Source organism: Anaeromyxobacter sp. SG66 (genome assembly GCF_022690805.1).
In the GTDB taxonomy this organism is placed as follows: Bacteria; Myxococcota; Myxococcia; order Myxococcales; family Anaeromyxobacteraceae; genus Anaeromyxobacter; species Anaeromyxobacter soli.
Genome location: NZ_JALCZC010000123.1, coordinates 1 through 11,888, shown reverse-complemented (window position 1 = coordinate 11,888; position 11,888 = coordinate 1). Strand labels below are relative to the sequence as shown.

General features: G+C 72.1%; 9 protein-coding genes. 2 read left to right on the top strand and 7 right to left on the bottom strand.

The genetic code is table 11. From position 1 onward, the window contains the following. The 4 genes from fdhE to fdnG form a co-directional block, all read right to left on the bottom strand. The coding region (fdhE, locus tag MNZ39_RS21050) for a formate dehydrogenase accessory protein FdhE (RefSeq protein WP_242341066.1) at nt 1-291 on the bottom strand (291 nt) is incomplete at its 3' end. Continuing rightward, entirely contained in the window at nt 288-968 is a 681-nt protein-coding gene (locus MNZ39_RS21045; protein WP_242341065.1) for a formate dehydrogenase subunit gamma, read from the bottom strand. The genes fdhE and MNZ39_RS21045, both read right to left, overlap by 4 nt. Nucleotides 969-971: 3 nt before the next feature. Then, on the bottom strand, nt 972-1,844 hold the full coding sequence (gene fdxH / locus MNZ39_RS21040; protein ID WP_242341064.1) for a formate dehydrogenase subunit beta: 873 nt from the start codon (nt 1,842-1,844) through the stop codon (nt 972-974). Nucleotides 1,845-1,855: 11 nt separating this feature from the next. Then, complete coding sequence (gene fdnG / locus MNZ39_RS21035) at nt 1,856-4,924, bottom strand: formate dehydrogenase-N subunit alpha (RefSeq protein ID WP_242341063.1); 3,069 nt, start codon at nt 4,922-4,924, stop codon at nt 1,856-1,858. Between the two features lie 313 nt (nt 4,925-5,237). Between fdnG and MNZ39_RS21030 the strand changes: the two genes are divergently transcribed. Beyond that, on the top strand, nt 5,238-6,611 hold the full coding sequence (locus tag MNZ39_RS21030; protein ID WP_242341062.1) for an aminotransferase class I/II-fold pyridoxal phosphate-dependent enzyme: 1,374 nt from the start codon (nt 5,238-5,240) through the stop codon (nt 6,609-6,611). A gap of 47 nt (nt 6,612-6,658) precedes the next feature. Here the strand turns inward: MNZ39_RS21030 and MNZ39_RS21025 are convergent, their stop codons facing one another. Beyond that, nucleotides 6,659-8,179: an ATP-binding protein gene (locus MNZ39_RS21025; protein ID WP_242341061.1), complete on the bottom strand. Its 1,521-nt coding sequence runs from the start codon at nt 8,177-8,179 to the stop codon at nt 6,659-6,661. 186 nt (nt 8,180-8,365) lie between these two features. Between MNZ39_RS21025 and MNZ39_RS21020 the strand changes: the two genes are divergently transcribed. Continuing rightward, nucleotides 8,366-9,358 (top strand): hypothetical protein, encoded by a 993-nt coding sequence (locus MNZ39_RS21020; protein ID WP_242341060.1) that lies wholly within the window; start codon nt 8,366-8,368, stop codon nt 9,356-9,358. Nucleotides 9,359-9,365: 7 nt separating this feature from the next. On the opposite strand, the gene MNZ39_RS21015 is transcribed toward MNZ39_RS21020, so the two are convergent. Next, nucleotides 9,366-10,313, bottom strand: a complete 948-nt coding sequence (locus MNZ39_RS21015) for a hypothetical protein (protein ID WP_242341059.1) — start codon at nt 10,311-10,313, stop codon at nt 9,366-9,368. After that, nucleotides 10,306-11,888 (bottom strand): caspase family protein (locus MNZ39_RS21010; protein WP_255840973.1); only part of this gene is annotated, 1,583 nt, incomplete at its 5' end. The genes MNZ39_RS21010 and MNZ39_RS21015, both read right to left, overlap by 8 nt.

Here is an 11,888-nt window from a genome sequence, read left to right as displayed (position 1 = left end):
GAGCACGGCGGCGAGCATCGCGCGCCAGGCGGGATCGCGCCGCGCGGCGGCCTGCGCGAGCGGCGGGCCGTCGCCGCCGGGGCGAGGCATCACGCCCGAGGGGACCGCTCGCACCGCCCGGTCCTGTCCGCGCGCGAGCCGCGCGAGGAAGCGGAGCCAGTCGCCCGCGGCGTGGCCGCTCGCGAGCGCCTCGAGCCGCTCGGCCCGGGCGCGGAAGAGGAGCGGAGGCTCCGGCAACCGGAGCGGCGGCGGCGCGTCGCCCGGCGTGATCGGGAGCGCGGCGGGGCTCAACGCACGGTCTCCCGGCCGCGCGCGACCCTGTCGTACCAGCCCGGGTGGTGGTAGCGGGCCCAGCGGCGGGTGACCCAGCCCTGCGTCATCGCCCGCATCGACCCGCGCGTCCAGACGGCCGCGTAGATGTGGATGCCGATCCCGACGAACATGATGAACGCGAAGATCGCGTGGATCACCGACGCGATGCGGCGGCCGAGGAGCGGGATCGACGGCGCGATGTACGGGCGCCAGATGAAGATCCCCGTCACGAGCAGGCCGACCACCATCGCGACCATCGACCAGTACATCGCCTTCTGCCCGGCGTTGTACTTGCCCTCGACGCGCGCCTCCTCGCGGCCGTTCATGTACGCGAACATCCGGCGGAGCCACTGCCGGTCGGCCGGGGAGAACAGGTTCTCGCGCCAGAGCCGCGCCGCGTAGGCGAAGAACAGGATCGCGAGCGCGACCCCGATGAACGGGTGCAGGATCCGCATGAACGTCGGCGTCCCGAACCAGAGCGAGATCCAGTAGAAGAACGGGTGGAACAGCGCGAGGCCGGAGAGGAACAGCACGACGTAGGCGAGCGCCACGGCCCAGTGCGTGAGCCGCTCGCCGGTGGAGTAGCGCTGCACCGCGTCGGGCGGCCGCGTGGTCGCGAACTCGTGCTGCGTGCCCGGATGCATCTCGGTCGCCATGGCCTACTCCCCCTCGCGCGGCGGCCGAGCGTCCGGATCGACCGGCCCGACCTTCATCCAGTGGAAGAACCCGGCCACGACGACCGAGACCATCGTGAGCACCCCGAGCGTCCGGGCGAACCCGCTGCGCCAGAGCGAGACGAGGGGCGAGATGCTTGCCTCGCGCGGCATCCGGTACAGCGCCGGGTCGCCGTGGGGCATCACGTAGACGACGTGCGTGCCGCTCACGCCCGGCGGGTCGTAGACCGCCGCCTTGTCGAAGCCGCGCTCCTTCAGGTCCACGAGCCGAGCATTCGCGATGTCGATCATGTCCTGCTTCGCCCCGAAGCTGAGCGCCTGGGTCGGGCAGGTCTTGATGCAGGCCGGCTCGAGCCCGACCGCCACGCGATCCGAGCAGAGCGTGCACTTGTAGGCCTTGCCGTCCCTGACCCCGTAGCGCGGGATGTTGAAGGGACAGCCGGTCTGGCAGTAGCCGCAGCCGATGCAGTTGTCCTGCTGGAAGTCGACGATGCCGTTCGAGTACTGCACGATCGCGCCGGGCGCCGGACACGCCTTGAGGCAGCCGGGGTCCGCGCAGTGGAGGCAGCCGTCCTTCACGATGAGCCACTGCAGGCCCTTGTCGGCGATCTCCTCCTCGTAGAAGCGCATCACCGTCCACGTGCGGTCGGTGAGGTCGATGGGGTTGTCGTACGAGCCTCCCAGCTGGCCGACGTCGTCGCGGAGGTCGTTCCACTCCATGCACGCGGCCTGGCAGGCCTTGCAGCCGATGCAGCGCGAGATGTCGATGAGCTTCGCGACCTCGAGGCGCTCCCGTACGTCGGGGGCCCGGGTCTGGCTCGCTGAGCGGCGGCGGATGTCGAGCGATTCGAGCGCCATGGCCGCCTCCTCTAGGCCACGCCGAGCTTCTCGACGTTCACGAGGAACGCCTTGAACTCGGGGGTCTGGACGTTCGCGTCGCCGACGAACGGGGTGAGCGTGTTCGCGAGGTAGCCCGGCTTCGTGAGCCCCTCGAAGCCCCAGTGGATGGGGATCCCCACCGTGTGGACCGTCTTGCCCGCCACGGTGAGCGGCCGGATGCGCTTGGTGACCACCGCCTTCGCCACGATCTCGCCGCGGTTCGAGCGCACCTTGATCCGCTCGCCGTCGCGGATCCCCTTCTCCTTGGCGAGCGCCTCGCCGATCTCCACGAACTGCTCGGGCTGCAGCACGGCGGGGATGCGCGCGTGCTTCGTCCAGAAGTGGAAGTGCTCGGTGAGCCGGTAGGTCGTGGCGGCGTACGGGAAGTGCTCCGCCGTCCCGAGCGCGGCCTTGTCCTCGGCGTAGATGCGCGCGGCCGGGTTCGTGCTCGCGACCGGCTTCTCGTGCATCGGGTTCCGCGCGAGCGGGCTCTCGAACGGCTCGTAGTGCTCGGGGAACGGACCCTCCGCCATCTTGTCCGCGCCGAACAGCCGCCCCACGCCCTCGGGGTTCATGATGAACGGCGCCATCCCCGACTCGGGCGGCTGGTCCACCTTGAAGTCCGGCACGTCCGCCCCGACCCACTTCTCGCCGTTCCACTTCACGAGCGTGCGGCGCGGGTCCCAGGGCTTGCCGGTCGGATCGCAGGAGGCGGCGTTGTAGAGGACGCGCCGGTTCAGGGGCCAGGCCCAGGCCCACGCCGGGGCGAGCCCGAGCCCGCTCGGATCGGCCGTCTCGCGGCGGGCCATGTTGTTCTTGTCGGTGTAGCTGCCGGTGTAGATCCAGCAGCCCGCCGCCGTGGAGCCGTCGTCGGTGAGCTGGCCGAACGTGGTGAGCTGGTCGCCGCGCTTCACCAGGATCTTCGTCTTGTCCTTCGGGTCGGGGAGATCGGCGAGCGCCCAGCCGTTGTACTCGCGCGCCACCTCCTCGGCGGACGGCGCGGAGGCGATGGCGTACGGCCAGGTGAGCTTGACGATCGGATCCGGGAACGTCCCGCCCTCCTTCGCGTAGAGCCGGCGGATCCGGCCGAAGAGCTCGCCGACGATCTCGAGGTCCGTCTTCGCCTCGCCGGGCGGCTCCGCCCCCTTGAAGTGCCACTGCAGCCAGCGGCTCGAGTTCGTGAGCGAGCCGTCCTCCTCGGCGAAGCAGGTGGACGGCAGCCGGAACACCTCGGTCTCGATCTTGGAGGGCTCGACCGGGTTGAACTCGCCCGCGTTCCTCCAGAACGTGGAGGTCTCCGTGACGAGCGGGTCGATCACCACGAGGAACTTGAGCTTCGAGAGCCCGTCGATCACCTTGGCCTTGTTCGGCGCCGAGGCGAGCGGGTTGAAGCCCTGGCAGATGTACCCGTTCACCTTCCCCTGGTGCATGAGGTCGAACACCGCGAGGAGGTCGTAGAGCTTGTCGAGCTTCGGCAGGTACTCGTAGGCGAACTGGTTCTCCTTCGTCGCGGCCTCGCCCCACCACGCCTTCTGCAGCGAGACGAAGAACTTGGGGTAGTTCTGCCAGTAGCTCATCTGCCCCGGGCGCAGCGGCTTCAGGGTGCGCGGCGCGAGATAGGCGTCGAGGTCCTTGTCCGTCTCCTTCGGGATCGTGAGGTAGCCCGGGAGCAGGTCGGAGAGCACGCCGAGATCGGTGAGCCCCTGGATGTTGGAGTGGCCGCGCAGCGCGTTCACCCCGCCGCCCGCCATCCCCATGTTGCCGAGCAGGAGCTGGATCATCGCCATCGAGCGGATGTTCTGCGAGCCGACCGAGTGCTGGGTCCAGCCGAGCGCGTAGAGGCTCGTCATGGTCCGGTCGGCGGGCGCGGTGGACGCGATGGTCTTGCAGACCTGGAGGAACTCCTCCTGCTTCGCCCCGGTGATCGACGAGACCATCTCGGGCGTGTAGCGGGAGTAGTGCTTCTTCAGGAGCTGGTAGACGCAGCGCGGATCCTGGAGCGTCGGATCGACCTTGGCGAAGCCGTCCGGCCCGAGCTCGTAGGTCCAGCTCGCCTTGTCGTACTTGCGGCCCGCCTCGTCGTAGCCGGAGAAGAGCCCGTCGTCGAAGGTGAAGTCGGCGCGGACGATGAACGACGCGTTCGTGTACGCCTTGACGTAGTCGTGCTGGATGGCGTCGTTCGAGAGCAGGTAGTTCATGACGCCGCCCAGGAACGCGATGTCCGTCCCGGGGCGGATCTGCACGAACTGATCGGCGACGGCGGCGGTGCGCGTGAAGCGCGGGTCCACCACGATGAGCCGCGCCTTGTTGTGCGCCTTCGCCTCGGTCACCCACTTGAAGCCGCACGGGTGCGCCTCGGCGGGGTTCCCGCCCATCACGATGATGACGTTGGCGTTCTTGATGTCCGCCCAGTGGTTCGTCATCGCGCCACGGCCGAACGAGGTGGCCAGACCGGCCACGGTGGGGCCGTGTCAGACACGTGCCTGGTTGTCGAGCGCGGTCATCCCCATCGCGCGGAACACCTTGTGGGTGAGGTATCCCGACTCGTTCGAGGACGCGCTCGCGGCGAGCATCCCGACGCTGGTCCAGCGGTTCACCGGGACGCCGGCGGCGTTCTTCGCGATGAAGTTCTTGTCGCGATCGTCCTTCATGAGCCGGGCGATCCGGTCGAGCGCCCACTCCCAGGTGACGCGCTGCCACTCGCTCGAGCCGGGCGCGCGGTACTCCGGGAACTTGAGCCGGTGCGGGCTGTTCACGAAGTCGAGCAGGCTCGCGCCCTTGGGGCAGAGCGTGCCGCGGTTCACCGGGTGGTCCGGATCTCCCTCGATGTGCACCAGCCGGAGGCGCGCGTTCTTCGAGCGGTCTCCGAGCCCGTACATGAGGATGCCGCACCCGACGGAGCAGTACGGGCAGGTGTTCCGCGTCTGCGTCGTGGAGGCGAGCTTGAAGTTGCGGACGTCGGCAAGGACGCGATCCGGCGCGAAGCCGAGGGCGCCCAGGCTGGTAGCGCCGATTCCGGACGTGGTCAGCTTGAGGAACTGCCGTCGAGACAGGTTCATGGATGGTCTCCGGGATCGTCCCTGGTGCCGCCCTGGCATGCTGGCCCTGTGTGCGGCAGAAGGTCGCGGAATTTTGGGGAATCCTGCTCCGGGACCAAATTGTGCTGATCGCCCGCCGTCATGACGCATCGCGACGGCGCGCTGCGGGAGGATGGCAGCGCCTGGCGCCGTTCCGCGCGCTCGCGTGCCGACCGCCGGACGGAGCGAGAGCCACCTCCCGAGAGACGCCGTCATGCAGCCTCCACGGACCGGCCGGCATCGGCGAGGGACCCGGGCTCGCAGCTCCGGCCGGGGCGTCGTATCCTGCGCGGTCATGGTCGTCCGAATCGAAGACGTCGCGCCGGTGGTGCGCGAGGCGCAGTACGCCGTCCGAGGCCCGATCGTCGCCCGCGCGCAGGAGCTCGAGCGCCAGGGGCGCGAGATCATCTACTGCAACATCGGGAACCCCCAGGCCCTCGGCCAGCGGCCGATCTCATGGGTCCGGCAGGTGCTGGCGCTCGTGGAGTACCCGGAGCTGCTCGACCGCGCGCCCGCCGGGACCTTTCCGGCGGACGCCGTCGAGGTCGCGCGGCACGTGCTCCGCGCCTCGGAGCACGGCCTCGGGGCCTACACGGAGAGCAAGGGCCTCCGCTTCGTGCGCGACGCGATCGCCGACTTCATCCACGCCCGCGACGGGATCCAGGCGGATCCCGAGGCGATCTTCCTCACCGACGGAGCGAGCAAGGGTGTCCAGTCGGTGCTCCGGCTCCTCATCGCGGACGCCCGCGACGGCGTCCTCATCCCGACCCCGCAGTACCCGCTCTACTCGGCGACCATCACGCTCTACGGCGGCGCGGCGGTGCCGTACACGCTGGACGAGGCGGCGCAGTGGGGGCTCTCCCTCGCCGACCTGGAGCGCTCGTACGAGCAGGCGCGCGCCCGCGGGATCCGGCCCCGGGCGATCTGCGTCATCAACCCCGGCAACCCCACCGGCGCCGTGCTCGACGCGAGGAACGTGGAGGACGTGCTCCGCTTCGCGCGCGAGCGCGGGCTCGCGGTGCTCGCGGACGAGGTCTACCAGGACAACGTCTACCTGCCCGGCGACCGGTTCGTGTCGTTCGCGAGCGTGCTCGAGCGGCTCGGCCTCCGCGACGTCTCGCTCTTCAGCTTCCACTCCGTCTCGAAGGGCTACCTGGGCGAGTGCGGGCACCGGGGCGGCTACCTCGAGTGCCGCAACGTGCCCCCGGCGGTGATGGACGAGATCACGAAGCTCCAGTCGATCGCGCTGTGCGCGAACTCGGTCGGGCAGATCGTGACCTACCTGCTCGTCCGGCCGCCGCTGCCCGGCGAGCCGTCCCATGGGACCTGGACGCGAGAGCGGGGCGAGGTCCTCGAGAGCCTCCGCCGCCGTGCCGCGATCGTGGAGCGCGGCCTCGACGCGATCCCCGGCATCTCGTGCAACCGGGTGGCCGGCGCGATGTACGCGTTCCCGCGGATCACCCTGCCCGAGGGCGCGACCGACACCGAGTGGTGCCTCGCGCTCCTCGAGGAGACCGGCATCTGCGTCGTCCCCGGCTCCGGCTTCGGCCAGCAGGCCGGCACCTGGCACTTCCGCACCACCATCCTGCCGCCCGTCGAGCAGCTCGAGGCGGTGGTGGAGCGGATCGGCCGCTTCCACGTGAGCTTCTGCGAGCGTCGCCGGCGGTGAGCCAAGCCTGACGCCGGGCCCGCGCGAGCGCGGCGCCTCGCGCGCGATCACGCCGGAAGGAGCGGGCCGATCGCACCGAGCAGGTCGGCGAGCCGGGTCGGCTTTCCCAGGTGGAGGTCGAAGCCGGCCTCCCGGGCCCGCGCCCGGTCCTCGGGGCCCACGTAGCCCGTCAGGGCGACGAGCGGGACCCTGCGCAGGCCGGGATCGGCCCGCATCGCGCGCGCGACCCCGTAGCCGTCGAGGTCCCCTGGCAGCCCGATGTCGCAGATGACGAGATCCGGCGCTCTTTTCCGGGCGGCCGCGAGCCCCGCCTCGCCGTCGGACGCGAGCGTGACCTCCATCCCCTCGAGCTCGAGCGCATCGCGCAACGTCTCCGCGGCGTCCGCGTTGTCCTCGACGACGAGCACGTGCGCGACGCGCGGCGGGGCACTTGGCGCCGCCGCCTCCGCCGCCGCGAGGGGCGGATCGAGGAGCGGCAGGCGCACCGCGACCTCCGTCCCGGCGCCCCGGCCGGCGCTCGTCGCGCTCACCGTGCCGCCGTGCAGCTCGACGAGGCGCTTCACGAGGCTGAGGCCGAGGCCGCCGCGGGAGCGCGCGAGGCTGCGGTCCGCCTGCGAGAACGGCTCGAAGATGCGCGGGAGGACGTCCGGCTCGATCCCCTCCCCCGTGTCGCGGACCTCGAGGAGCGCGGCGCGCGCCGGCCCTTCCTCGAGCCGCACCGTGACCGCGCCGCCGCGCGGCGTGAACTTCGCCGAGTTGGCGAGCAGGTTTCCCACCACCTGCGCGAGCCGGGTCTCGTCGCCCTCCACGTGGAGCGGCGCCGGCGGCAGCTGCAGGATCAGCGCGACGCCGATGGCGTCGAACCCGGCGCGGTGGTCCTCGACGGTGTCGCGGACGACGCGCGCGAGATCGAGCCGCTTTCTGACGAGCTGGATGCTCCCGCGCGTGATCCGGGTGAGGTCGAGGAGGTCGTCGACGAGCCGCGAGAGGTGCCCGATCTGGCGATCGATGACCTCGCGCGCCCGCGCGGCGCGTGCCGGGTCGTCCGGAGCGCGCGCGAGGAGGAGGAGCGCGTTCCGGATGGGCGCGAGCGGATTCCGGAGCTCGTGGGACAGGATCCCGAAGAACTCGTCCTTGCGTCGATCGGCCTCCGCGAGCTGCTCGGCGATGGCGCGGTAGCGCGCCTCGCTCTCCTGGCGCGCGCGCTCCGCCGACTTCTCGGAGGTGAGGTCGATGACGAACGCAGCGACGCCGTCCTCCTGGATCGAGAGGCCGACGAGGATCGGCACCCGCGTGCCGTCGCCCCGCACGCACTCGCTCTCGTGTCGCGCGCCGACCTCCGGGTGCAGCCACTCCGGCGGCCGCACCGGCCCCAGCCGGAACCGCTCGGCCTCGAACTCTTCCCGCGTTCGGCCGACGATGCGCAGGTACTCGTCGTTCGCGAACTGCACGGTGGCGTCTTTGCTGATGAAGAGGATGCCGATGGGGGCGTCCTTCGCGAACCGCTGGAAGCGGCTCACCTCCGCCTCCATCGCGCTGAGCCGGAGCTGCTGAGCGAGCAGGCTCATGTCTGCTGCCATGCCTCCGAGGTCCCGCGTCTCGGCGAAAGCTGCGTCCGGCGAGCCGGCGAGGCGCGCTCGCCCAGCCGTGGCGCGCCCGTCCCTCCGTCAAGGCAGCCCTGACGCGCTCACCCCGCTCGGTGCCGGCGCCTGGCGTTCGGCGGAGCCCGCCACTGCGGGTATATGGTCGTGGTGATGAAAGGGCATCTCCTCGAGGTGGACGAGGTCGCGGCGCTGATCCGCGAGGGGGAGACGCTGCTGCTCGCCGGGGACGAGACCCCCCTCAGCCGGCTGCCCAGGGGCAGGTGGATCGGGGGGACCATCCCGTACTTCATGAGCGAGGAAGGCGGCGTGGTCGATCGCCACCGCATCTTCGTCGAGCGGCTCCCCGCGCCCTCGGAGTACGTCGCGATCCGCCGCTACGACGAGCGCGAGATCGCGCGGGTGTATTCGGACCTGCCCGCGGGCTCGATGGGCGTGATCATCGCTCCGTACGCGAGCCGCGTGCATCTCTCGTTCGCGCTGAACGCGCCCAGGTACGAGAAGTTCGCCACCGCCCCGCTGTTCGGGTGGATCTCCGGGGTCCACCTCTCCGAGATCGGCAAGACGAGGCCCAAGGTGTTCGAAGGCACCACGGCCGAGGCGCTGGAGCACCACGCCGTCGTGATGCAGGTCGCCTTCCCGCCCGGCGTGCGCGCGGAGATCGGGATCCTCAACATCTTCGAGGCGGGGACCGGGCCCACGATCACCTTCCCGGCGACCGGCTTCTCGGCGACCCTCGCGGAGATCGACGGCCGGGAGCGCAACTTCGCCGAGTACGTCGGGGAGACGCGCCTCGACACGCGCCTGCCCCTCGTCGCCGACTACCTCGGCGCGGCGATCAACGTGAGCTTCCAGTCCGTGGACCCATCCCGCGGCGAGGTCCGCTTCTACGCTCCGGTGTTCGCGGGGGTCCGTTACCACCACGCCCGACCGATCGAGGACTACGTGGACGCCTTCGTCTCGGCGCTCCCCACCGGGATCGCCGAGCGCGTCGCCCTCTCGTGCAACTGCGTCGTCAACTTCGTCAACTCGTCGCTCGAGGGCAGGACCACCGGAGACATCGTCGGCCCGATCACCTTCGGCGAGATCGCCTACCAGCTCCTGAACCAGACGATGGTCTACCTCACCGTCTCGCACGCAGGGTGAATCGTCCTCAGAACGGCGGCGACGGCACCGCCGGGCACGCCGACACGTCGCCGAGCGAGCAGGGCCAGGCGCCTCCGCAGCTGAACGCCGCGGGATCGTCCACGTAGACGAGGCACGCGGCGGGATCCCAGCACTCGCGGAAGCCGCCCGTGACCCCGGCCACGGTGCGGAAGCCCACCGCGGCGCGCCCGGCCGCCGCCGCGTCGAAGGAGGCGGTCGCGACGAGCAGGTCGCCCTGGGCGTTCCGGAACGCGTAGGTGAACGTGCCGCTCCGGTCGGCGTAGCCCTCGAAGCGGTAGCCGAACTGCGCGAGGCCGAAGCCGTCCTGGTCGAGGAGGAGCCCGATCCGCACCGGCTCCGCGGAGCGGTCGTACTCCACGCCCATCCGCCCCCGCGGCGTGCCGGCGTCGGCCATCCCGAGCGACCAGAGCGCGTCGAAGTCGAGCCCGAGCGTTCCCTTCCCGAGCGAGGCGGACGCGCCCTCGAACGAGCCGGCGAGCACGGTCGTCCAGGCGCCGCCGCCGGAGACGCGCGCGTCGAACGCGTACGCGAACGTGGGCGGCGCCTCCGGGCCCGCAGGGTACTGGCGCAGGAGCGTCACGCGGAGCTCGCGCCCCGGGTGCCGTCCGTCGGGGAAGGGCCCCCAGCCGCGGGCGTCCACCTGCCTCCAGGAGGGCGGCTCGCGCCGGACGACGTCCACGAGCCCGAGCAGGAACTCGACCGCGGAGTTCAGCCGGTCCGACTCCGGCTTGGCGCGCAGCCACGTGTCGGCCGCGCGCGTGGGGCAGGCCGCGACCTGCGCCGAGGCTCCGGCGCTCGCCGCCGCGTCCTGCGGGACCTCCACGCGCAGATCGGCGCGGCTCGGCACGGCGGCCAGGAACCGGAGGTCCTCGGTCGAGTAGTCGCCGCAGGCGCAGAGGCCCAGGCAGAGCGCGAGGACGATCAGCCTATTCACCGAGCGCATACTCCACCCCCAGCATCCCCTCGACGAACCCGAGGCTCCGGTTCTCGTCGACGTTGTAGAAGAGGTACGAGAGCCGCAGGCGCGCCACGGCGGCGAGGCGCGGAGAGGCGCGCCAGGCGGCGCCGCCCACGAGCCCCGGCGTCACGGTGAAGAACGTCTGGCTCGGCAGCTCCTCGCGCGCCGGGAAGCTGCGCCCGAGGAACGTGAGCCCGATCCGCGCGCCCGCCGAGAGCACCACCGGTCCGAGGACGAGGTCCTTCCAGAGCGAGGCGCCCCCCGCGATCTCGGCGAACTTCACCGGGATGGGCTCGACGCCCGGCATCCGCAGCGTGCCGGCGCCGCCACCCAGCGCGGCGTCGATCCCCCAGGCGAGCCCGCGCCCGAGATCGTCGCGGACCGCGAGCTCGAGCCCGCCGAGCGCCGCGGGCGGGAAGAGCCCGTCGCGCGCGGCGCGGTCGAAGAAGCGCTGCGCGCCGAGCCCGGCCAGGAGGGCCCAGCGCGTGCCCGAGAAGCCCTTCTGCGGGTCGCGATCGAGCCGGACCCGGTCCATGCGCGCGTCGTCCACGACGGCCGGCGCGGCGCCGGTCACGGCCACCGGCGCGACGAGGAGCGCCGAGTCGTCGGCAAGCCGCTTCTTCACGGTGTACCGGCCCGCCGGGAGCGCGACGCGCCGCTCCACCCCTGCCCCCTTCGCCACCTCGGCGACGGCGCGGCCTGCGCCGTCGAGCACGACGTAGAGCCCCTCCGCGGCCGCGGGCAGGAGGAGCCCTCCTGCGACCGGGGCGAGGTCCGTGAGGACGAGATCGCCGGAGCCGCCGAGGTCGTAGAGGAACACCGGGTGCTGGACGCCCCCCGCGCTCGAGGCGGTGGAGCCGACGGTGCGCGCGTACGCGTAGGCGTAGGCCTCGGCGAGCGTGACGCGCCCGTCGCCGGAGGCGTCCGCCGCGCCGAGGAGGCCCGACGCCAGGTGATGGGTGAACCAGCTCGCCCCGATGGTGTCCGACTCCTGCGAGTCCTCGTCCCCGGCGGACGAGGCGATGAGCACGAGCCCGCGGGGCCCCTCCTCCGCCGCCGAGACGTCGAAGGCCGGCGCGGGGCGGACGCCCTTCGCCCGGGCGATGGCCCCCGAGCGGCAGGAGTCCACGAGGCCCACGCGGACGTCGGCGGGCGCGGCCTCGAGCGCGGCGCGGAGGTCGCCGAACGGCACGCGGCCGCTCCCGAGCCGGAGCGCCCCGTCCTTCGCGTGCCCGGAGTAGTAGACGAGCAGCACGGTGCGCTCGCCGCGCGCGCGCGCCGCGCCGGCGCGGTCCGAAAGCTCTCCGAGCGCGCGCATGAGCTCGCCGGCGCTGCCGGAGAGGATGAGCCGCGCGTCCTCCGGCCTGACCCCGCCGACGCGCGTGAGGATCCCGTGGATGCGGCGCGCGTCGCGCTCGGCGTAGCGCAGCTTCGCGGTCCCGGGCCCGCCGTCGGGCGCGCCCGCGACGAGCGCGAAGCGGTGCGGCTCCGCCGCGCCGGCTCCGGCGGCGAGCGCGAGGAGCGCGGCGGCGGCGAGCGCCCGGGTCACGG